Source organism: Ruegeria sp. AH7 (assembly GCF_056541325.1).
In genome coordinates this window covers 272922-294565 of record NZ_JBQFYF010000004.1, presented here as the reverse complement: position 1 = coordinate 294565, position 21644 = coordinate 272922, and the positions used below count along the sequence as shown (strand labels likewise).

The following is a 21644-nucleotide window of genomic DNA, read 5'->3' as shown; positions in this document are numbered from 1 at the left end:
GACTCTCACATCACAATTTCTCTCTTTTCCAGTATATGCATTTATGTTTATTGTCTATCCATATTTAGGAGAGTCTCATGACTGCCGTTTTCGCACAGAACGCCTTGCTGGGTTCGGGCTGGGTCCGAAATCTGAGGGTGCAGATCAAGGATGGAAGGATCAGAACGCTAACGCAGGACACCACGCCGCAAGCTGGCGACTCGTGTGTCGACACTCTGCTGCCTGCGCTTTCCAACCTGCACAGCCATGCGTTTCAACGCGCCATGGCCGGGATGACCGAATACCGGCTCGCAGGGCGCGACAGCTTCTGGACGTGGCGCGATCTGATGTATCGCTTTACTGCACATTTGAACCCGGATCAGGTTCAGGCGATCGCAGCACTTGTCTATCTGGAGATGCAAGAGGCCGGTTATGCGGCAGTCGGCGAATTCCACTACTTGCATCATCAGCCGGATGGCCAACCCTATGATCACCTGGCTGAGCTAAGCGACCGCATCATGGCTGCCGCCGAAGAAACAGGCATCGGCCTGACTCATCTGCCCGTGCTCTATACCTATGCAGGCGTCGGAGGGCACCCTTTGGAGCAAGGCCAGAAACGGTTTGGCAATGATGTTAATCGGTTCTGCACACTGGTCGATCAGGCGCACGCGGCGGCCACGAACCTGCCCGGTGATTGCCGGGTTGGCATCGCCCCACACTCTTTGCGCGCCACCAGCCCGCGCGATCTGGCAGAAGTCCTGCAGGCGCAGGGCCAGGGCCCAATCCATATTCATATAGCAGAACAGCCCAAAGAAGTGGCCGAAGTACAGGCCGGGCTAGGCGCCCGCCCGGTCGAATGGTTGCTGGCCAATGCTCCGGTTGATGCCAACTGGTGCTTGATCCACGCCACCCATATGACCGATGCCGAAACACAGGCCATGGCCCGGTCCGGCGCTGTGGCCGGGCTGTGCCCGGTGACAGAGGCCAATTTGGGCGACGGGCCTTTCAATGGCCCACGCTTTCTGGCAGCGGATGGTGCATTTGGCGTTGGCTCGGATTCGAATGTGCTGATCTCATTGACCGAGGAATTAAGGACACTGGAGTACTCGCAACGCTTGCGCGATCTGTCACGCAATGTGTTGGTGACGGGCGAAGGATCGGTCGGGCAGTCGCTGTATTCCAAAGCCGCTTTAGGCGGGGCGCAAGCGCTTGCCCGTGATGCAGGGCAGATCGCACCGGGTAATCTGGCTGATCTGGTCGCCATTGACAGCCAGCATCCGTCGCTTTGCGCGCTGCGGCCTGATCAACTGTTGGATGGTTTGGTATTTGCCGCCAAAGATCATGTTGTCACTGACCTGTGGTCCGCAGGTCGACATCAGGTTCAAAGCGGGTGGCATGTTCAACGTGACAGGATCATCGCGAACTACCGCAACGCGATGCGCACCCTTTTGGCTGCGCTTTAGGCAATTGACGGCCAAATTCTCTGCCTATGCAAATACACAGACATAAATTACTTATGAATATCACTAAGGACCGAACAAGCTGTGAGCGCACAAAAGAACATGGGATTTCAGGATATTCGGGATGAGGTGCTGAACCGCATTCAAACACGCATCTGGCCACAGGGCAGTCTGTTACCAACCGAACTGGAACTCGCGGCCGAGTTTGGCTGTGCCCGCGCCACTGTCAACCGTGCCCTGCGCGAACTGGCCAATGAGGGCATCATCACGCGTCGGCGCAAAGGTGGTACCCGTGTTGTGACCACCCCAGTCAAACAGGCAAAACTGCCGATCACCGTGGTACGCCAGACCATCGAGGATATGAATGCGGAATACCGCTATGCTCTGGTCAGTCGCAATATGATCAACTGCCCACCCTGGCTGCAGGCCAAGCTGGGGCTGCAAGAGGGGGCACAGGTGTTGCATCTGAACTGCATGCATCACGCGGACAACCGCCCTTTTCAGTTCGAAGAACGCTGGATCAACACGGATACGGTGCCCCATGTGGTCGATCAGGATTTTCTGACTGTCGGCCCGAACGAATGGCTTTTATCCGAAATTCCGTTCTCAAATGCAGAAATCGCATTCTCTGCGGTACCTGCCACGGGCCAGCTACAGGAGTTTCTGTCAGTGCCGCCCGGAACGCCTCTGTTTCAGTTGGAACGCACCACTTGGTTTCAGAACAAACCCGTGACCTTTGTCAGGATGACATTTCATCAGGGCTATCAGATGCGGACAAAATATTGACGCCGGTTTAGCTTTCAGGCTCCGTAGCGCGCAAGGAACATATCGACCGCGTGCAATGCAACCTCATCAATCTCGTCCTGACTGAACTCTTTCTGGATCCCGAAAGCGGCACGCAGCCACAAGCGTACCTTACATAGTTCAGCAAACTGTTCTGCGGCAATCTGAATATCCTCGATCGCCAGCTCGCCCTTGGCCACGGCCTTATCCAGATACTCGGCCATCCTGCGTTGCCCGTTTTGTGGCCCGGCCTCATAAAACGCCCGGCCCAATTCAGGGAAACGATCACGTTCAGCAACGCAGACCCGGAAGACCTGTTGGTTGAAATCGGAAACAAAAAAGCTGACCAACTGAGTTGCCGCAATCGTCAGAACCTCACGTACGGGTTTGGTCTCATCGACCATGGCGATAACGCGCTCTGCCATCCGGCTGCACTCGGTCTGCGCCACTTCGACAAACAGCAGGCGCTTATCGGGAAAATAGCTGTACAGCGTTGCCTTTGATACGCCCGCCGCCCGAGCGATATCATCCACACTGGCCCCTTCAAACCCATCCGCCATAAAAACCTCTCGGGCCCCGCTCAGAACCTGTTCAAATTTTCGGCCTGTGCGCAGGATCGTAGCGGTCTGGGTCATGTCGTCTCCTAGTCTGAGGTGCTCCGAGTTTATAAACCGTTCGGTTTAGATACAAGGATTCTCGGCATGCTCAAGTGAATTGACCTCACAATTCTGTTGAAACACCACTTTGCACGACCCGCTTCACTAAGGGTGGTAAACCAAATGTCCGTACTTGCGACGGACCAAAACCATGTTAGGACAGGCCATGGTCGAGATCTTTCTGCGCACCCTGCCCTTCTTTGCGATCATCGGCCTGGGCTATTGGGCCGGACGCAGCCGGTTTTTCAGCGCCGAAGCCACGGCTTACCTGACCAAATTTGTGTTCTTCTTTGCCCTCTCGGCGATGCTGTTTCGCTTTGCCGCGACCCTGCCATTTGCTGAGATCTTCAATGGTCGCCTGATCATTGGCTATCTGATCGGAACGCTGGCCGTTTATCTGATTGCGACCTTGATCGCCTGGTTCCGAGGGCTGGACATCCCCACAGCAGCGGTCGAGGCACAATGCGCCGCAATCGGCAATGTCGGGTTTCTGGGCCTGCCGATGCTGGCGTTACTGCTGACCGAAGCTGCTATTGGACCGGTAATGTTGGTTCTGGCCGTTGATCTTGTGGTGTTTTCCTCGCTCATCGTGATCCTGATCAATGGGGGGCGAGATGGTAAACTGACCCCAGCCACTCTGCACCTGATTGGAGTAGGGCTGCTCAAGAATCCCATGATCGTATCGATTTCCGCCGGTCTGATTTGGTCCGCCTTTCAGGTACCAGTCCCCGGCCCACTGAACGATTTTCTCACCATTCTGGGCGGCGCGGCAACGCCCGGCGCGTTGTTTGCAATCGGGGCGTCTCTGGCTGGCAAATCCGCCGAGCGTATTCAGGTCGCTGCCTGGTTGAGCTTTTGTAAACTGGTAGTCCACCCGGCCTGCGTCGCGATTGCGGTACTCTGGCTGGTGCCCATCGACACGTTCCCGGCTGCCGTAGCAATTGCCGCCGCCGCCCTGCCAGTGGCGGGCAATGTCTACATGCTGGCCGCCCATTATGGCGTCGCACCCCATCGCGCCTCGGCAGCGATCCTGTTGTCGACCGTAGCCAGCATCCTGACCGTACCGCTTGTAATTGCTTGGGTCACTGCGCTCTGATTTTCATCCTTTAAAAAATACGTGCGCCGAACGCACCCGGGCTTTACGTGAAGCCCTTGGATCGTTAGCCCTTAGCCGACCCTAATGCGAGGATAAGACTAGATGGAAACCGTTTCGGAGAACGCCTGTTTCGGTGGCGTGCAAGGCGTCTATCGCCATGCGTCAACAGCTTGCCAATGTGATATGACCTTTGGCCTGTTCCTTCCAGCCGAGGCAAAGGACGGCCCGGTTCCGATCCTGTGGTACCTATCCGGCCTGACCTGCACCCATGAAAACGCGATGACCAAAGCCGGGGCACAGGCCTGGGCGGCCGAGCAAGGGATTGCCGTGGTCTTTCCTGACACCTCGCCCCGTGGCGAAGCCGTGGCCGATCACGAAGACTACGATCTGGGTCAGGGCGCCGGGTTCTATGTGAATGCAACGCAATCCCCATGGGCCCCGCATTTCAACATGTGGGACTACGTAGCCGAGGAACTGCCCGCCCTTCTGGCCGAGAATTTCGCCATCGACATGGATCGTCAGGCCATCACGGGCCATTCCATGGGGGGCCATGGCGCCCTGACGCTGGCGATGAACCTTCCGGGTCGGTTCCGCTCGGTTTCAGCCTTCGCTCCGATCTCGAACCCGACCGGTGCGGATTGGGGTCGCAAACAGCTGGCTGCTTATCTGGGTGAGGATGAAGGGCTTTGGAAAAAGCACGATGCGTCCCTGATGATGAGAGAGGTTGGGTTTGACGGCCCGGTCCTGATCGATACGGGCGCCAATGATCAGTTTATCGATCTGCTGCGCCCCGAAGCTCTGGCAAGTGCCATTGCTGAACGCCGCCAGCAGGCCAGCTATCGTCTGCAACCGGGCTATGATCATTCCTATTTCTTTGTCTCCACCTTCATGGAAGACCACATCACCTTCCACGCCGAAGCACTGTACGGAGAGTAACGCATGAGCAAATATGACTATGACCTGATCATCATCGGGTCGGGCCCTTCGGGGCGGTCTGCGGCAATCCAGGCTGGTAAGCTGAAGCGTCGTGTGCTGGTGATCGACCGCAAGGACCGGCTTGGTGGTGTTTCGGTCCACACGGGCACAATCCCTTCGAAAACCCTGCGCGAAACAGTTCTGAACCTTTCTGGCTGGCGTGAACGCAGTTTCTACGGTCGTTCCTACCGGGTCAAAGACCAGATCCGCGCCGAGGACCTCAAGGCGCGTTTGCACATGACACTGGATCATGAAGTTGACGTGTTGGAACATCAGTTCAACCGCAACCATGTGGAAACCCTGAACGGGCTGGCAACATTCACTGGCCCGCACGAGATCGAAGTCGCGACGGATGCGGGCGAAAAAACCCGCCTGACTGCAGCCAAATTCCTGATCGCCACCGGAACTAAGACCTATCGCCCCGATTATGTGCCTTTCAACGGCAAGACCGTTGTGGATGGCGATGATTTTCTGGAAATGGCAGAGATTCCACGCTCACTGATCGTGATCGGTGCCGGGGTGATCGGTGTGGAATACGCGACCATGTTCTCGGCCCTGGACGTGCGGGTCACGCTGATTGAACCCCGCGAGAGCTTTCTAGATTTCATTGACAGCCGCCTGATCCATGAATTCACCCATCAGATACGCGAAAACGGTGTCGATCTGCGCCTCGGCTCTGCTGTTGAGACAATCGAAGATGCGGGTGAACATGTCGAGGTCACGCTGGAGAACGGCCGCCATGTCCGGGCCGAGATGCTGCTGTTTGCCGCCGGTCGCATGGGCGCAACCTCGGCGTTGAACCTGGATGCAGTCGGGCTGGAAACCGATCATCGCAACCGGATCAACGTGGATCGCAAGACCTATCAGACCGACGTGCCGCATATCTATGCGACAGGTGACGTGATCGGGCATCCGTCACTCGCCTCAACGTCGCTGCAGCAGGGCCGTGTCGCTGCTTGCCACGCGCTGGAAACGCCGACACTGCCGGAAAGCCCCTGGTACCCTTATGGCATCTACTCGGTGCCCGAGATTTCCACCTGTGGCATGTCCGAAGAGGAATTACAGGAGCGCGGCATTCCCTACGAGGTTGGCGTGGCGCGATTCCGCGAAACCTCGCGTGGGCATATCATGGGGTTGGAACATGGCATGCTGAAGATGCTGTTCTCGCTGAAAACCCGCCGAGTTCTGGGGGTGCAGATTGTGGGTGAAGGGGCAACAGAGTTGATCCATATCGCTCAGGCTGTGCTGAACCTGAAAGGCACAGTTGACTACTTTGTCCAGAACACCTTCAATTACCCAACGCTGGCCGAAGCCTACAAGATCGCCGGTCTGGACGCGTTCAACCGGATGCCGATCCCGGAAGAATTCAAGGTAAAGAAAAAGCCAACAGCCAAAGAGGCCAAGAAAGCGTGACCACGCTCTATGTCGATGGCGACGCCTGCCCTGTGAAGGCCGAGGCCGAGCGGGTCGCAACCCGCCACAAAGTACCGATGGCGCTGGTCTCGAATGGCGGGCTGCGACCTTCGGCGAACCCGTTGGTGCAAGTGGTCATCGTCTCGGAAGGGGCCGATGAGGCCGACAAATGGATTGCCGAGCGTTGCGGGCAGGGCGATGTGGTGGTCACATCCGACATCCCGCTGGCCGCAAAATGTGTTGACGCCGGGGCCCGCGTGCTACGCCCCAATGGTGAGGCCTTCACAGCCGCCAATATCGGCCAGCAATTGGCCATGCGCGACCTGATGACCGATCTGCGCGCGGCCAACCCTTTGGGCGCAGGTGGTGGCGGTAAACCATTTGGCAAAGCCGACCGGTCCCGGTTTCTGGATACGTTGGAACGGGAACTCAGGGCTGCAAAACGGGCATAAGGCTCCCGCCCGGCGGCGACGCATCGCAGATGCGCCGTCTCCGGTTGGGCTGGGCAGCGCTGCGCGCTGCGGTTGGTGCTTGAACTTGAGCGCTTAGCTTGGTTCAGTCGGCGCGCAGAACGAACTCAGCACAGGATCACGACATGTCCATTCAAGCGGTCATCTTTGATATCGGCAATGTCCTGATCGAATGGCAACCCGAGCGCTATTATGATCGCGTGATCGGCGAAGATCGCCGTCGGGCCATGTTCGAAGAGGTTGATTTGCACGGCATGAACGATCTGGTGGATCAGGGCTATCATTTCACCGATACGATCTACGACTGGGCTGAGAAATACCCCAAATGGCGCGATGAGATCCGCATGTGGCACGACAAATGGATCGAGCTTGCTGCACCTGAAATCCCACATTCGGTCCGGTTGCAGCGGGCGTTGCGAGCCAAAGGCGTGCCGGTGTTCGCATTGACAAATTTCGGCGTGCAGAATTTCGACTATGCCACCACCGTCTACCCGTTCCTGAACGAGTTCGACCGGCAATATGTTTCGGGCCGGATGAAGATGGTGAAGCCTCATATTCCGATCTATGAGCAGGTCGAAGCGGATTGTGGCCTGCCGCCCGCGTCACTTTTGTTTGCAGATGATCGGATCGACAATATCGAAACGGCACGCGGGCGTGGATGGCAGACGCATCACTTCAAAGGCACGGACGGCTGGGCAGATCGACTGGTGGCAGAGGGTTTGTTGACCGTCGATGAAGCCCGCTAAGCCGGAGCGGGTGTCGCACTACGGTTCTCACGGATCGGCAGGTGGACAATGGCGCTGAAGGCTCCGACCGCGACGCCGATCCACCAGACCATGGTGTAGTCACCATAGACATCGTACATCCGTCCGCCCAACCAGACGCCAAGGAACCCTCCGATCTGGTGGCTGAGGAAGATGAAACCGTAAAGCGTGCCCATGTAGCGCAAGCCGTAGAGGTGTGCGACAAGACCCGAGGTTAGAGGCACCGTGGCGAGCCACAGTGACCCCATGACGATTGAGAAGATGATCACCGAAGTCGGCGTGATCGGCATGAGAATGAACGCCGCAGCCGCGACGGTTCTAGCTGTGTAGATTGCGGCCAGCAGGTATTTCTTGGGGAAATGATTGCCCGCCCAACCGGCCAGTAGCGTGCCGCCGATATTGGCTAAACCTACCAACGAAATCGCAACCGCACCCAAGGCGGACGTGGTGGTGATACCCAGGGAGTGCAGGACGCCTCCGGGTTGGATCGGGCCGCACATCTCGGTCACGAAGGCAGGAAAATGGGCGGTGATGAACGCCAGTTGATAACCGCAGCTGAAAAAGCCCAGAAAGATCAGCGCATAAGACGGATCTCGGAACGCTTTTCCAAGAATCTGTCTCATGCTTTCTTCCAACTCGGCTTTGCTGACCGGCTGCGGGGCACGCATGAAGGGCAGTGTCAGCACAAGGGCAAGGATTGCGATGGCGAAAACGATGAAGACCTGTTGCCAAGGCAAGAAGGTGAGAAGCCATTCGGCGGTTGGTGCGCCGATCACTTGGCCGAAGCTGCCAGCCGCAGTTACAATCGCCAAAGACATGGACCGGTTCTTGTCTGATGAGGCCCGACCAACCACCGCAAGGACCACGCCGAACCCGGTTCCCGCGATGCCAAACCCCACCAGCCAAGCATACATCTGATGCCCAAACGGGGTGATAGACCAGGCCGACAAAACCATGCCTGCCGCATAGGTCAGCGCCCCAAGAATGATTGCCTTACGATCCCCAATCTTTTCGGCGATCGCGGCGAAGATGGGTTGCCCGATGCCCCAGGCCAGATTTTGAATCGCAATCGCAAGCGAGAAATCCGTGCGCAGCCAGCCGAACTCATCCGCAATCGGGATCTGGAACACCCCGAACGAGGCACGCACAGCGAAACTGACCGTGATGATGATACATCCGACAATCAGGATTGGATTTATTAGGCGGGCAGAATGCGGCATTGGGAGGCCCCGGTCCATAAAACGTTCGCCGACGGTACAGGATTCACTCTGGCCGTCAATTCAACAGATTTGCGGTCGAGGATAAGGAATTTTGATGTATCGGCAGAACTGCTTGCTTTTCAAGTCGCCGTCTCATCGGTAAGGCTCTGACTTATGACGGATTTGATCTCGCTTTATGACACCCGCATCGACGCTGGAGAGCTGACCCGCGACGATGCGCAAGAGGCCGTGCTGCCGCATTTCGAACGGATCCGCGCAGCACTTGCAGCTCCGGTAAAGCGTGGTTTGTTTCGCAAAGCACCGCCTGCGCCCAAAGGGTTGTACCTGTGGGGCGGTGTTGGGCGTGGAAAATCCATGTTGATGGATATGTTCGTCGACAGTTTGCAGGACATTCCCGCGCGCCGCGTTCACTTTCATGCCTTCATGCAAGAAATCCACGCAGGTATGCACAAAGCGCGCAAGGACGGTGTTGAGGATGCGCTGGCACCGGTGGCGCAAGAAGTGGTCAAATCCGTCCGGTTGCTGGCTTTTGATGAGATGCAGATCACTGATATCACCGATGCGATGATCGTTGGGCGTTTGTTCGACATGTTGCATGCAGGCGGTGTGGTGGTCGTAACGACATCGAACCGGCATCCGGATGATCTGTATAAGGACGGGCTGAACCGGCAGCTGTTCCTGCCCTTTATCGCGCATATCAAAGAGCAGCTGCAGGTGTGGGAACTGGTCTCGCCCACCGATTATCGGCAGAACCGGTTGGAGGGCGCGCCGGTCTATTTCACCCCGATTGGCCCCGAAGCCCACCAGAGTATTCGCGCGGTCTGGACCGATTTGGCCGGTGGTTCGGCTGATCCGCTGGTGCTGCAGGTCAATGGGCGCGCGGTTGAGCTGCCTCAGTTCCGCAACGGTATTGCCAGGGCGACCTTTTATGATCTGTGCGGCCGGATGCTGGGACCTGCGGACTATCTGGCGATTGCCGAAACGGTGAAGGTTTTGGTGCTGGAAGACATCCCGCGCCTGTCGCGGAACAATTTCAACGAAGCCAAGCGCTTTGTCACTTTGATCGATGCGCTCTATGAGGCACGGGTGCGGTTGATCTGTTCTGCCGCGGCAGAGCCCGAGATGCTTTATGTCGAGGGGGAAGGCACGTTTGAATTCGAGCGCACCGCCTCGCGCCTGAGGGAGATGCAGGCTGAGGATTGGGGCGTTTAGGGGGCTCTGCCCCACCGCCTTTGGCGGTTCCCCCGGGATGTTTTTGGCCAGATGAAGCCCTGCGGGCGGATGCCCTTAGCCGTTTTCGCGCAGGATATGGCCAGCAAGATAAAGTGAGCCGCAGATCAGCACGCGGGCCTGTGGGTCCTGAGTAACGATTGAGCGAAGCGCATCACCAACGCTGGCGGCGGTTGTGGCTCGCAGATTGACCTTCGCCGCGGCAGCGGCGGTGTCTTCGGCGCTGAGTGTCGCGGTTTCGCCGGGGATCGACACGGCGGTCAGGCTGTCGGCCTGCGTGGCCAGTGGTGCGAGATAGCCGGTGACATCCTTGGTGTTCAACATGCCGCAGATCATATGGGTCGGGCGTTTCGGCAGTTTGGCCAGCACATCAGCCAGTGCGATACCAGCAGCGGCGTTGTGGCCGCCATCCAGCCACAGCTCGGCTTGCGGCGCGGCCTGAACCAGAGGGCCCGTTTTCAGCCGCTGCATGCGCGCGGGCCATTCGGCGCGGGTGACAGCGGCCTCGTAGGCGGCATCGCCCAGGTTGAGGTGCCGCAGAACGGCCAGCGCCGCGCCAGCGTTCTGAATCTGATGCGCACCCAGAAGGTTGGGCAGCGGCAGGTCACGCAGGCCGGTTTCGTCCTGATAGATCAGGCGTCCGTTTTCTTCGGCCACATGCCAGTGCTGGCCATAGGCGATCAGCGGTGCGCCGAGGCGGGCAGCGGTCTGTTCAATGATCTCCATCGCTTCTTCCGGTTGCCGACCAACGACACAAGGCACACCGCGTTTGATGATTCCGGCCTTTTCAGCCGCGATCTTAGCCAGCGTGTTGCCCAGGAATTGTTCATGGTCGATGGAGACCGGTGTGATCACCGTCATCGCAGGAGCATCGATCACGTTGGTCGCGTCAAGACGTCCGCCCAGTCCGACCTCAAGCAGCGTGTAGTCGGCCTGCGCGCGGGCAAAAGCCAAAAGGGCCGCGCAGGTGGTGATTTCGAAATAGGTAATATTCTCACCGCCATTGGCGGCGTAGCATTCATCCAGCACGGCCGTCAGATTGGGTTCCGAGATAAGCTCGCCCGCCAAACGGATGCGTTCGTGAAACCGCGCGAGATGCGGGGAGGTATACGCATGAACCAGAAGCCCAACCCCTTCGAGCCCTGCGCGGATCATGGCTTGGGTCGAGCCCTTGCCATTGGTGCCGGCAATATGGATCACCGGCGGCAATCTGGTCTGCGGATTGTCCAGCGCATCCAGCAAACGCCAGACACGATCCAAGGTCAGGTCGATGATCTTGGGGTGCAGCGCCATCATCCGGTCGAGGATGGCGTCAGATGTTTGGGGGGTCATTTCTGATCCGTATCGTCAGCTGGGGCGTCTGCCTTGGCCTCTTCCGGTTCTGGCGCGGGCAGATCACCCCGGATCGCCGGGGGTTGGTTCATCAGCATCCGGGTGATGGTGATTAGCTCGTCTCGCATTTCGGTCCGTTTGGTCACGCGATCCAGCATGCCATGATCCAAAAGATATTCAGCGCGCTGGAATCCTTCGGGCAATTTTTCGCGGATGGTCTGTTCGATCACGCGCGGCCCGGCGAAACAGATCAGCGCGTTGGGTTCCGAGATATGCACATCACCCAGCATCGCATAAGACGCGGTTACGCCGCCCGTAGTCGGGTGTGTCAGCACAACGATATAGGGCAGGTTCGCCTCTTTCAGCATTTCGACCGCTACAGTGGTACGCGGCATCTGCATCAGGCTCAGGATACCCTCTTGCATCCGCGCGCCACCCGCGGCGGAAAACAGGATCAGCGGGCGTTTTAATTTCACCGCCTCTTGCGCGGCAGCGATGATGGCATTGCCAACATACATGCCCATCGATCCGCCCATGAATGAGAAATCCTGCGCAGCCGCCACAATCGGCGTGCGCCCAATTTCACCAGCGGCGACCAACATCGCCTCTTTCTCGCCCGTCTTTTTCTGCGCCGCTTTCATGCGATCAGGATATCTTTTCTGATCCCGGAAATGCAGCGGATCGTCCTTGGGCGCGGGCACGTCGACTTCGGTGAAAATGCCACCATCAAACAGATGCTTAAACCGGTCGCGCGGGGTGATCGCCATGTGATGGCCGCACTGAGTACAGACATTCTGGTTTTCTGCCAGCTCGCGGTGGAACAGCATGGTTCCGCATTCCGAACACTTGTGCCACAGGTTTTCGGGCACCTCGCGACGCGAGAAGATCGAGTTGATCCGGGGGCGGACGTAGTTTGTGATCCAGTTCATATCGGAACCTTAATAGAGCGGCTTTGACGTCAAATAAGACGCAACGGAAGGAAATGCAATCAACGCCTGAGTGCAATCCGCGCGGTCAGCCAGCAGACCAGCATTGTAGCGAAATCCACAAACAGCCATTGGCGGAGCATATCGGTCTCTGACATCTCAAAAGGCAGCAGGTAGAGCGCCAAACCGCTCAGCGAATCCGGCAACGAGATAAATACAAGTGCGATAAGATTGTTGAAAAAATGCAAAGCGATGGCCGGACCCAATGTGCCAGATCGCGCTGTCAGGTCCGAGGCCAGAAGGCCAAACACACATGACCAGACGGCCACGATGAGTGCGTTGTCCCCGGCCAATTCGGGGGCATAGTGGCCTGCTGCAAACAGGGCCGAGGGCACGCCCATCCAGATCAGGGGCGATTGGAATCTGGCCGCCAGCGATTGCTGAATGTAGCCTCGAAACAGGATCTCTTCGGCGCTGGTTTGAATCAAAACTGCACACGCAGCGAGGGGCAGCAGGATCAGCCAGACTGGCAGTGCCAGGTTTTGGATCAGCGGCTCGCCCATCCCATAGGGTGGCAAAGCAAACATCACCAACCCCAATATCAATAGGGCCAGAAACACACGCCCAAACTGCTGTAGGGCCAAATTGCGTGGTCCGAGGATGTGACCTAGAGATCGGTGCTGCATCACCCGCGCCGCCGCCGCGACACCCACGATCAGAAACCCGAAGCTGACCAGCAGTAACAATGTGCCTGCCGCAGTCGATCCGCGAAAGAACCCTTCGGCCTGCGCAGGCGGGATCAGGCCCGCGATGAGTGCAAAGATCACCGAATTCAGTGCCATGTAGAGCGCAGCGACGATGACCAGACCGGCCAAAAACCGCCATAGCTCAGGCCGGGCACGTGCCTCAGCGACCAGTGCCTCATGGGCTGCATACGCGCCGGGCTCAGGCGTCATTGGCAACGCTTTCGTCCGAAATTGCCTGAGGCACCTCCGGGAAGATTTCCGAAGGGGTCTGGGCTGTGTTGATCCGCGTCGCCAACGTGGTCAGATAGCCCGCAACCGTTTGCAACAATTGAACTGCAACGGTTGCATCGTTTTCAATGACTGCGCGCAGTTCCTCGGCGCCGATACGCAGGAACGTACAGTCTGACACCGCAGTCAGGTCCAGCTGACGGGGTTCGCCGGTGATAATGGATAAGTCCCCGATCAGGCGCCCGGATTCAACGACCGAAATGGTACGACTGCCGCCCTCGTCATCGACCCAGTTCAGATTGGCCGTGCCTTTGATGCACAGATAGGCCGCATCAGCAGCCTGCCCGCGCGAGAATATCTGCTGCCCCGCCGCCACATCAAACCATTGCGCGGAAAACGCCAACAGGCGCTGGTTACGCGCATCGATGCCAGAAAACAGCTCGGTCGAAGAAATGATCTCGAGCTTGCGGCTTAGATCCGCCGAGGTGCTTTCTTCATGCTTTGTTTGTGTGCGTGAGACGCCATCGATCCGGCCATCTTTGATCTCGATGAACAGGTCATAGGCTTCGGGATGCGCGAAGTGATCTTCCATGAAGATCATTATCGAGTCGGGCAGCAACTCGCGCAGTTTCAACCGTGTCCGCAGGCGGCTTTCTGAATCGTGGCTAGCCAGCGCCTTGTCGAGGATCAGAACATCCGGCCGCTTGATGCCAGCCCGGGAAAAAGCCGCGCGCTCCTGAAAGACCGTGGCCAGATTGTTGCCGCCCAGACCGGCTGGCAGATCATATATAATCGCAGCAGCACGGCGTCTGAGACCAGCCTCGTTCATGGCTTCTGCGACTACATCCTCAATCTCATCCAGATGCGCGCCCGCCGTTACCGAAACCCGGCCGTATAGCGCATTTACCAACACGGGCAGTATCGGGAAATATGTGTCAGGGGACAGCGGGACAAACATTCCGTTCATCGCCCCACGTAGCTGTTCGGCCTGACCCTGCCGAATTGCAAGAATCTTGTCCTTGTACTCATCCGGGAAATCCGAGCCAATTTGTTCGGCGGTCAACAGGAAGGGAACGGTCAGCAGCAGGGCCTGTTCTTCATCGCTGAGCCCCGCGTCGCCCTTAGCCTTGCGCCGCTCATCTATGTCCAACCAGCGGTGATACATTTCCTTGCTCATACCCAACCGCAGGAACAACGGGTGATCCGTGCCATCCCGACCGAAGGTCCGGCTGAGCGTATCCAGCACGGCGTTCGAGATATTCAGCGCGTCCTCTGCCAGATCATGCGCCCGAAGCATCGACAGAAAATGCCCGTCATTGGCCAGGCTTTCGGGTGAAATCTGGCGGGTCGGCGCGGCATAAAGCAGGTTTCCACCCAGCGGAACGGTTGGGTTGAACTGTTCCGGATCAAACCGGTGGACATACTTGTCCAAGCCTTTTTCGCGCAGACGCGTCGCAATCGTATCCCGCAGATTTACAATGTCCTGCGCCAAGTTCGGATGCAGTTTCGGGTCAAACGACGACCCTAGCGTTCGGCGGAACATGAACTCGTCAATACCCATCGCCTCAACCAGTTGGAACCACCAGTCGCGGATATCGTCGATATCGTCCAGCCCTGCTAAACCGGGATCAATCCACTCATCGCTCAGCAGATCTGTCGGATTGCCCGAACGCGCAGATTCGATCTGTCGGCGGGTCGGGGCCTTTACACCAGCCTCATCAATCTGCGGATGCGTTCGCAGCGGCATCATCAGGTTGTCGCCCAACGTGCCGTCAAACAGATAGGGTCGCGAATAGGCATAGCCGATGCGCGCGGCAATCACCGCCTGATGCAGATTGCGCAGATCATGCCCGGCCATGATCACCTCACCCTGAACTGGCAGCACCTCTCGCGTCATCAATTGGCCAAGCGCTGTACGCTCCGCCGAATTGGTCGACTGAATCGCCACTCGCGCACCTTTCGGGATCTTCAGGTCAAGGTCTTCAAGAATGGTTTTGCCGTCCCCATCCCGCACAGTCACATTGCGCAACTCAATATCGCCATCCAAATGCGGGACCGTCTCGGGTTCACCCTCGAATAGCTCCTCTGGGATCATGTTATCCGGGGCAAATCGCTCAGTCACGATTTCCCAGCGCAGCGACATATCCTGCACCTGGTTGTAATAGGTCAACAGATCCTTCCACGGGCCGCTCAGGTCTTTGTAAGCCCCAAGCGCCGCGACCAGGGCACCTACCGTGATCTCGCCTTTGATCGCCAGATAGCCGCCGGCGGAATAAAACAGAAACGGCGTCATCTGAGTGATCAGATTGTTGAGAAACTTCATAAAGAATTTCTTGTTGTAGATCTTGAACCGGATCTCGAACAAGGTGCCCAACCGATGGCTGAATTGCGCCAGACGATAGCGCCAGCCGCCATTGGTCCGCAGATCACTGATCCCCGCGGCACTTTCGCCGATCTCAGAACTCAGGCTGCGCACCTCCTGAATGCGGTCCTTGTTCAGCAGGTTGATCTGGCGTTGCAGCTTGGGGATCAGCCACGCCTGCAACGGGATCAGCGCAATGCTGGCCAGCCCGAACCAGACGCTTTGCATGAACAGGAATGTCACGATGGTCATCATCTGGCCGAACTGGAACACGGGCTGCGCGATAGCGTCCCCCATCAGGCCGCCCATCGGTTCAGCCTCGGATGTGATCATCGACACCAGCTCGCCCTGGCTGGTGGTGGCAAAATAGGACTTGGGAAAGCGCATCGAGCGGTTGATCAGGGTGAATCGCAGGCGTCGTAGCATCCGTTCGGCCAGAACACCCTTCATCGTGTTGATCCGCATTTTCATCACACCGCTGGCGATGACTGTGGCCAGAAAGGCGAAACACAGGATCAGCAGATACTGCACCTGGGTGAATGTGATCCCCCAGACGGCAACCGTATCGCCAGGCGCACCGATAGCATCGTTAATAATCTGCTTGGGCAGCTCAAGCGAAGCGTAGAGAAACGGAAAGGACAGAACCGTCAAACCCAACAGCACAAGCTGCTGCTTTTTCGAATATTTCCATATGAATGAAAACAGAGTGGGTTCCATGAACTGGCCTTATCTGTGCTTAATCTGTTGCGCGGAGGTTCCGAGGAAAACCCACCCTCAGCCCGGTGCCAGACGGTAAGCATTGACCCGGCTGATTACAAGAATGCAACGGGTCTTTGTCACGCCGAATTCAGATCCGCACCAACGGGTCTTCAGGATTTTGTGACTATTCACCCCCATACTGCCATTCCGGGTTTGTCCCCTACACCGTCTTTGACTAAAGAGGTGCAACTTGGGACGATAGGACAATGGGCAGGATTCTGGATCGCTACATACACCGCAAGACGTTGCAGCGATGGCGCAAAGTGGCGGAACAGGCGCAAGATGCCCCGCAATCGGCGTTGCGCCTGCAACGCGATCAGGCGCGCGGCTTACGGGCCAGTCTGAACAAGTTGATCCATATTGCAGATAGCCGCCTGACCCGACCTCAGATCGGATCGGCCCAGTTTCCAAAACCCGTTGGCACGGATTGGGCCTGGCGGCCCGATTTGTGGCGTGGACCACTGGCGCAACCCGGGCTTGCCTCAGCTCCGCGCAAGGCGGGTATCGATGGGCAGGTGACCCTGTTTCACGATTGTCCGCGCGCCCAGATCGCCGTGCGCCAAATCCGCAACCGCGACGAAGCCGATCTTGCGCCGTTCAGCCTGTCGGTTGAGGCATTCAGTTTTGCAGGGACCTTCCTGTCCCTGTCGATCGAATTGCCAGCCGACGCCGCGCGCGATCTGACCCTACAGCACCTGCTGCGGCTGGATGCGCTGGTAAACAGCGAGCAGGACACCGGAATTTTCGCGCGACTCAATATCCAGCACGGACCCAACACCGAACAGGTGTTGCGGCAGATCGATCTGTCGAAAACGCCCAGCGCTGTTGATTTTGATCTGGCGCATCTGCCCCTGAATGAACAGCGGATCGAAAAGATCTGGCTGGATGTGATATTTGAAAACCCGCGCATGAACCGCATTCTTCTGCGCGATCTGACCCTGTGCCGCCGCCATCGCGCCGATTTGTGAGACGCCAGACCATGACGCACCCCAGATTGATCCCCCTTCGGTTCGAAAACGGCCTGTGGCAAGGCCATCTTGAGGCCGAAACAAAACCAAATGTTGAGGTGCGCTATCTGGGCAAGCCCCTGCCCCAGGTCACATTGACAGAAGCCCAGGATGGGTGGGCCTTGGCCGTTCCTGTGCCTGCTGCGGCGCTATCCGAAGGCGTACACTGTTTTGTCATCGTTGATACGACGACTACACAAAAACTGGGGAATTTCACCGTGATCGCAGGCGAACCAGCCGCGGATGATCTGCGGACCGAGGTCGAGCTGCTGCGCGCTGAGCTGGAGATGCTCAAACGCGCTTTTCGCCAGATTTGCCGGGGCGACGACTGACCGCCAATAGTCCGTCAACCTATCTTTTTGGCTTCATTCATGCATCATTGACCCATTTGGATCACGAAGGATGCGGATATGGATCGCAGCAGCATTGTAAAAGTTGCCGCATTGATGGTGACGGGATTTGGCATCGGTATCGATTTCACCGGCGCCCTAATGCTGGTGCCCGCAATCGAAAACAGTTTCGACGCTGACATTACCAGCACCCAATGGGTGCTAAACATCTACGCGCTGTTTTTTGCCATGACCATGGTCGCCGGGGGCCGCCTGGGTGATATGTATGGTCATCGAAAGATCATGATCATCGGCCTCACGATCTTTCTGTTTGCATCCGTGGTGTGCTTTGTTGCCCCCAGCCTGGACTTTCTGATTGGCGCGCGGGCCCTGCAGGGGATCGGCGCGGGCTGTGTCTGGCCTTGCACACTGGCGTTTGGGGCCACCAAAGTCTCACGCCCGGAACACCGTGCCCTTGTGATGGGCCTGATCCTGGCCGGCGTAACCACGGGCAATGTCTTTGGCCCCATGATCAGCGGGCTGGCGGTTAGCTTCGGAGAATGGCGGTATTTCTTTCTGGCGAACATCGTCTTTTCCTGCATCTCCATGGCAACCGCGCTGCTGCTGATGCAACGCGAGACCCAGCACAAACAGGGTGAACATATCGACTACGCAGGCATGGCTATCTTGTCTTTTGCCGTGCTGCTGTTGCTATACGGGTTGGATGTTGGTGCCGATTGGGGCTGGACCTCAGTCCCCCTGCTGCTTTTGTTCTTCGTCAGCGCGGTTTTGTTCTTTCTCTTCCCCAAGGTCGAAAAACGCGTGGTCGAACCGCTGCTGCTGCCTCAGATGATGCAGAACAAACAGTTTCGGATCACGCTGGGGCTGAACATGTTCAATGTGTCTGCCGCCTTTGTCGGCCTGCTGTATTTCCCGCAATACATGCAAAAGGTTTTGGGGTGGTCGACCTTTGAATCTGCGCTGGGGCTGGCACCGCTTACCCTGTTGCTGGCTGTTGGGTCAGTGGTCTCGGGCACGCTCTACAATGATTTCGGCCCCAAACGGCTGCTGTTCTGGGGCTATTTGATCGCCACGATTGGCGCGGCCAGTATCGTGGTTCTTCCCGCCAGTTTCGGATATTTTCAAATCCTGCCCGGCATGGCGATGATCGGGCTGGGTGCAACGCTAACGGTTGGCCCATCGGGCACCGCTGCGGTCTGTGCCGTTAAACCCGAACGCGCCGGACTTGTGGGCGGGCTAAGCTTTATGACCCATCTCGTGTATGGCGCCATCTCGGTCGCCTGCGCTACAGCGATCATGTATGTGGTGTCTTTGTCCAGCCTGCGCGACAAGCTGGCGGCGGCCAACATCCCCCTGACTGACGCCGATCAGCGGGCCATCAACGGCGGAACGCTCAACACCGAATCCGCCCATGCCGTATTGGCCAAACTGAATACCGATCAAGTCGAAACCCTGAAATCCGCGATTGCCAGCGCGTTTGACAGCGGAATGAACATGGCCTTTATCTTTTCCACTATCTCGGTATCCGTGGGCATCCTGCTGGCGCTGATGCTGGACGAAAGCAAGCTGCATAAGATTGAAGACTGAAAAGGGTCCCGTCCTGTGCCAGACCTCTTGCGAAAAAGTTGCGAAGTCAAACACAACGCATAGTGTAACAGGAAACTAAAGAGCTTTTACCCACACAAATTTCTACGAAGGTGCTGCAATCCGGAACGGCGGTTTTGCGGACAGAGTTGTCGTTCGAGGCGCTGAGCTTATTGCGATGAGCAACACAGGTCTGTTCGAATAACCACTCGGTCGCCCCAGAAAGTTATTTTGGGGGTTGGACAGATGTGCAACTCAAACCAGCAGTCCTCCAAGCCTATATCAGGCGCTGCCCATGCGAATCCAGAGAGCTTAAACTCGGACCCGTTCTGTTCTTTCACCTCTACAGGCCAAGACTCTGTTTTTTCACCATAAACCACATCAACGGAGTTTTGACTTAATTGCTTCACTATTAGTGTGTAGTTGCCATTGGGGAAATCAAACTTCCAAGTATGATTTCCAATCTCAGCGATGTCATCATCGTCAAAACGGTGCCATTTCTTCATGCCGTGATAATGTTGAAGTGCGGTGCAATCAGCAACCCCAATCAAGTACAAACTGGTTGAGTAAATTGGGCTCAAATCGGACGTCTAAGGCTTAAATTCTGAAATCAGCTCCAGTTCCTCGAGAGGCAAGTCTTCGAGGGCGACCGTACGTCCATTCCCATCAATGAATTCCACGATGAATATCTTTCCGTCGACATGCTCGTGCACAATTGTGCCTTGCGAACCAGCAGCGACGCCCGCCCTACCTCTCCTCAAAGAGATAACATCAAATTCCTTCACTTTCCCCCCACGACTTCGAGACTTCGCGTTGAGTTTACTTGCCAACTCTCACGTGTCTGCACAGGCCTCACAACCGTTGTTCAGAGGCCACTGATCGCGCATCAAATCACACGCGATCAGCAACTGGTAAAAGGTTTCGCCTGAACCACCTACCCGATCCTTCGGCCTGCCGCTTACTGAGACGGCCCGTTCGGATTGAAGGCGGACAGGCCCTTGAGGATATCGATGGCATAGGCCAGCTGATAGTCCTCTTCCCGCAGCTCGGCTGTCTCTTCGGCCTTGGCGCGATCTTCTTCAATCTGGCGGATTTCATCCTCGCTCAGGCTGTCATTGTCCAGACTGCCGCGCAGCTGGGCCTCGGACCGGGTGAAGGGGTTCTCCTCGTCCTCCTCGGCTTCGGGCTGCGGGCGCGGTTGTTCCACGATGATGTCCGGGCTGACGCCCAGCGCCTGGATCGAACGACCCGAAGGCGTGTAATAGCGCGATGTGGTCAGGCGCATCGCCCCGTCGCCACGCAACGGCATCACGGTCTGGACCGAGCCTTTGCCAAAGCTCTTGGTGCCCACAACGATCGCTCGACGATGATCCTGCAAGGCACCCGCAACGATTTCCGAGGCCGAGGCCGAACCACCATTGATCAGCACCACGATTGGCTTGCCTTCGGCCAGATCGCCGGGGGTGGCGTTGAACCGCTCACCATCTTGTGGATCACGGCCGCGGGTCGAGACGATCTCGCCTTCGTTCAGGAACGCATCCGACACTCGGATCGCTTGCGTCAGCAAACCGCCAGGGTTGTTCCGCAGATCCAGCACAACGCCGTTGACCTTATCGATCCCGCCCGCTTCGGCGATCTGTTCCTCAAGACCCGCTTGCAGGTTCGGGAAGGTCTGATCATTGAACGTGGTTACACGCAACACAACGCTGGTGCCTTCGGTACGTGCGCGCACAGCGGTCAGTTTAATCGTGTCACGGATTATGGTGACATCAAAAGGCTCAGGCTCGCCTTCGCGAACAACCGTGATGATGATCTCGGAGCCCACAGGCCCGCGCATCAAGTCAACCGCCTTGTCCAGCGTCAGGCCCAGAATGCTTTCACCATCCACATGGGTGATGAAATCCCCGGCTTCGATCCCGGCTGCCGCGGCAGGCGTATCATCGATGGGCGAGACGACTTTGACAAAGCCTTCCTCTTGCGTCACCTCGATGCCGAGGCCGCCAAACTCACCCCGTGTCTGCACGCGCATCTGCTCAGCGTCATCGGGCGACAGATAGCTGGAATGCGGATCAAGCGATGTGAGCATGCCGTCAATCGCAGCCTCGATCAGCTCCTCGGGCTCAACCTCTTCGACATATTGCGCGCGAATGCGTTCGAAAATGTCACCGAACAGGTCCAGTTGCTGATACACATCGGCCTTCTTTTCGGCCTCCTGCGCCAGAAGCGGACCAGCGATCTGGGTGGTTGCGATAATCCCTGCCACGGTTCCGGCCAGACCGGCCATCACAAATCTCTTCATACTCG

At 57.4% G+C, this 21644-nt stretch carries 19 protein-coding genes; 11 read left to right on the top strand and 8 right to left on the bottom strand.

The window, feature by feature from the left end; all coding sequences use genetic code 11:
• The first annotated feature begins 77 nt into the window (after positions 1–77).
• Positions 78–1442: a formimidoylglutamate deiminase gene (locus tag ACR0JX_RS11885; protein WP_480544007.1), complete on the top strand. Its 1365-nt coding sequence runs from the start codon at positions 78–80 to the stop codon at positions 1440–1442.
• Positions 1443–1523: 81 nt separating this feature from the next.
• Complete coding sequence (locus ACR0JX_RS11880; protein WP_480544006.1) at positions 1524–2225, top strand: GntR family transcriptional regulator; 702 nt, start codon at positions 1524–1526, stop codon at positions 2223–2225.
• Positions 2226–2239: 14 nt separating this feature from the next.
• On the opposite strand, the gene ACR0JX_RS11875 is transcribed toward ACR0JX_RS11880, so the two are convergent.
• Positions 2240–2857 (bottom strand): TetR/AcrR family transcriptional regulator, encoded by a 618-nt coding sequence (locus tag ACR0JX_RS11875; RefSeq protein WP_170534794.1) that lies wholly within the window; start codon positions 2855–2857, stop codon positions 2240–2242.
• A gap of 187 nt (positions 2858–3044) precedes the next feature.
• On the opposite strand from ACR0JX_RS11875, the gene ACR0JX_RS11870 reads away from it, so the two are divergent.
• From ACR0JX_RS11870 to ACR0JX_RS11850, 5 genes are all read left to right on the top strand, one after another.
• The gene (locus ACR0JX_RS11870) at positions 3045–3974 is read left to right on the top strand and encodes an AEC family transporter (RefSeq protein ID WP_480544005.1); all 930 of its coding nucleotides are present in this window, start codon (positions 3045–3047) and stop codon (positions 3972–3974) included.
• 102 nt (positions 3975–4076) lie between these two features.
• Positions 4077–4910, top strand: coding sequence for an S-formylglutathione hydrolase (fghA, locus tag ACR0JX_RS11865; protein WP_480544004.1), 834 nt, complete (start codon positions 4077–4079; stop codon positions 4908–4910).
• Positions 4911–4913: 3 nt separating this feature from the next.
• Positions 4914–6362, top strand: coding sequence for a Si-specific NAD(P)(+) transhydrogenase (gene sthA / locus ACR0JX_RS11860; RefSeq protein WP_480544003.1), 1449 nt, complete (start codon positions 4914–4916; stop codon positions 6360–6362).
• Entirely contained in the window at positions 6359–6814 is a 456-nt protein-coding gene (locus tag ACR0JX_RS11855) for a YaiI/YqxD family protein (protein WP_480544002.1), read from the top strand. Before sthA ends, ACR0JX_RS11855 begins: the two co-directional genes overlap by 4 nt.
• A 143-nt stretch (positions 6815–6957) precedes the next feature.
• Positions 6958–7578, top strand: a complete 621-nt coding sequence (locus ACR0JX_RS11850) for an HAD family hydrolase (RefSeq protein ID WP_480544001.1) — start codon at positions 6958–6960, stop codon at positions 7576–7578.
• Here the strand turns inward: ACR0JX_RS11850 and ACR0JX_RS11845 are convergent.
• Entirely contained in the window at positions 7575–8816 is a 1242-nt protein-coding gene (locus ACR0JX_RS11845) for an MFS transporter (protein WP_480544000.1), read from the bottom strand. The genes ACR0JX_RS11850 and ACR0JX_RS11845 overlap by 4 nt on opposite strands.
• A 153-nt stretch (positions 8817–8969) precedes the next feature.
• Between ACR0JX_RS11845 and zapE the strand changes: the two genes are divergently transcribed.
• The gene (gene zapE, locus ACR0JX_RS11840) at positions 8970–10028 is read left to right on the top strand and encodes a cell division protein ZapE (RefSeq protein ID WP_480543999.1); all 1059 of its coding nucleotides are present in this window, start codon (positions 8970–8972) and stop codon (positions 10026–10028) included.
• Positions 10029–10103: 75 nt separating this feature from the next.
• On the opposite strand, the gene ACR0JX_RS11835 is transcribed toward zapE, so the two are convergent.
• Genes ACR0JX_RS11835 through ACR0JX_RS11820 form a run of 4 tightly spaced genes read right to left on the bottom strand, consistent with a single transcriptional unit; the run spans position 10104 to position 16357 of the window.
• On the bottom strand, positions 10104–11378 hold the full coding sequence (locus ACR0JX_RS11835) for a bifunctional folylpolyglutamate synthase/dihydrofolate synthase (RefSeq protein WP_480543998.1): 1275 nt from the start codon (positions 11376–11378) through the stop codon (positions 10104–10106).
• On the bottom strand, positions 11375–12307 hold the full coding sequence (gene accD, locus ACR0JX_RS11830; RefSeq protein WP_480543997.1) for an acetyl-CoA carboxylase, carboxyltransferase subunit beta: 933 nt from the start codon (positions 12305–12307) through the stop codon (positions 11375–11377). Before accD ends, ACR0JX_RS11835 begins: the two co-directional genes overlap by 4 nt.
• 59 nt (positions 12308–12366) lie before the next feature.
• Positions 12367–13260 carry a CPBP family intramembrane glutamic endopeptidase gene (locus tag ACR0JX_RS11825; protein ID WP_480543996.1) on the bottom strand — a complete coding sequence of 298 codons (894 nt, stop codon included), beginning with the start codon at positions 13258–13260 and terminating at the stop codon, positions 12367–12369.
• A complete protein-coding gene (locus ACR0JX_RS11820) occupies positions 13250–16357 on the bottom strand; it encodes an ABC transporter transmembrane domain-containing protein (RefSeq protein WP_480543995.1) in 3108 nt (1035 codons plus the stop codon). The genes ACR0JX_RS11825 and ACR0JX_RS11820 overlap by 11 nt, the downstream gene beginning before the upstream one ends.
• Before the next feature lie 248 nt (positions 16358–16605).
• On the opposite strand from ACR0JX_RS11820, the gene ACR0JX_RS11815 reads away from it, so the two are divergent.
• From ACR0JX_RS11815 to ACR0JX_RS11805, 3 genes are all read left to right on the top strand, one after another.
• Positions 16606–17367, top strand: coding sequence for a DUF6478 family protein (locus ACR0JX_RS11815; RefSeq protein ID WP_480543994.1), 762 nt, complete (start codon positions 16606–16608; stop codon positions 17365–17367).
• Positions 17368–17378: 11 nt separating this feature from the next.
• Positions 17379–17738 carry a hypothetical protein gene (locus tag ACR0JX_RS11810; RefSeq protein WP_480543993.1) on the top strand — a complete coding sequence of 120 codons (360 nt, stop codon included), beginning with the start codon at positions 17379–17381 and terminating at the stop codon, positions 17736–17738.
• A gap of 78 nt (positions 17739–17816) precedes the next feature.
• A complete protein-coding gene (locus ACR0JX_RS11805; RefSeq protein ID WP_480543992.1) occupies positions 17817–19343 on the top strand; it encodes an MFS transporter in 1527 nt (508 codons plus the stop codon).
• A 587-nt stretch (positions 19344–19930) separates the two neighbouring features.
• Here the strand turns inward: ACR0JX_RS11805 and ACR0JX_RS11800 are convergent.
• The gene (locus ACR0JX_RS11800) at positions 19931–20125 is read right to left on the bottom strand and encodes a DUF4926 domain-containing protein (protein WP_480543991.1); all 195 of its coding nucleotides are present in this window, start codon (positions 20123–20125) and stop codon (positions 19931–19933) included.
• Positions 20126–20298: 173 nt separating this feature from the next.
• The gene (locus tag ACR0JX_RS11795; RefSeq protein WP_353011140.1) at positions 20299–21639 is read right to left on the bottom strand and encodes a S41 family peptidase; all 1341 of its coding nucleotides are present in this window, start codon (positions 21637–21639) and stop codon (positions 20299–20301) included.
• Positions 21640–21644 lie beyond the last annotated feature (5 nt).

Coding starts and splice junctions, on each gene's coding strand:
- ACR0JX_RS11885 (WP_480544007.1), top strand. CDS start 78: ATGACTGCCGTTTTCGCACAGAACGCCTTGCTGGGTTCGGGCTGGGTC.
- ACR0JX_RS11875 (WP_170534794.1), bottom strand. CDS start 2,857: ATGACCCAGACCGCTACGATCCTGCGCACAGGCCGAAAATTTGAACAG.
- ACR0JX_RS11870 (WP_480544005.1), top strand. CDS start 3,045: ATGGTCGAGATCTTTCTGCGCACCCTGCCCTTCTTTGCGATCATCGGC.
- fghA (WP_480544004.1), top strand. CDS start 4,077: ATGGAAACCGTTTCGGAGAACGCCTGTTTCGGTGGCGTGCAAGGCGTC.
- sthA (WP_480544003.1), top strand. CDS start 4,914: ATGAGCAAATATGACTATGACCTGATCATCATCGGGTCGGGCCCTTCG.
- ACR0JX_RS11850 (WP_480544001.1), top strand. CDS start 6,958: ATGTCCATTCAAGCGGTCATCTTTGATATCGGCAATGTCCTGATCGAA.
- ACR0JX_RS11845 (WP_480544000.1), bottom strand. CDS start 8,816: ATGCCGCATTCTGCCCGCCTAATAAATCCAATCCTGATTGTCGGATGT.
- zapE (WP_480543999.1), top strand. CDS start 8,970: ATGACGGATTTGATCTCGCTTTATGACACCCGCATCGACGCTGGAGAG.
- ACR0JX_RS11835 (WP_480543998.1), bottom strand. CDS start 11,378: ATGACCCCCCAAACATCTGACGCCATCCTCGACCGGATGATGGCGCTG.
- accD (WP_480543997.1), bottom strand. CDS start 12,307: ATGAACTGGATCACAAACTACGTCCGCCCCCGGATCAACTCGATCTTC.
- ACR0JX_RS11825 (WP_480543996.1), bottom strand. CDS start 13,260: ATGACGCCTGAGCCCGGCGCGTATGCAGCCCATGAGGCACTGGTCGCT.
- ACR0JX_RS11820 (WP_480543995.1), bottom strand. CDS start 16,357: ATGGAACCCACTCTGTTTTCATTCATATGGAAATATTCGAAAAAGCAG.
- ACR0JX_RS11815 (WP_480543994.1), top strand. CDS start 16,606: ATGGGCAGGATTCTGGATCGCTACATACACCGCAAGACGTTGCAGCGA.
- ACR0JX_RS11810 (WP_480543993.1), top strand. CDS start 17,379: ATGACGCACCCCAGATTGATCCCCCTTCGGTTCGAAAACGGCCTGTGG.
- ACR0JX_RS11805 (WP_480543992.1), top strand. CDS start 17,817: ATGGATCGCAGCAGCATTGTAAAAGTTGCCGCATTGATGGTGACGGGA.
- ACR0JX_RS11795 (WP_353011140.1), bottom strand. CDS start 21,639: ATGAAGAGATTTGTGATGGCCGGTCTGGCCGGAACCGTGGCAGGGATT.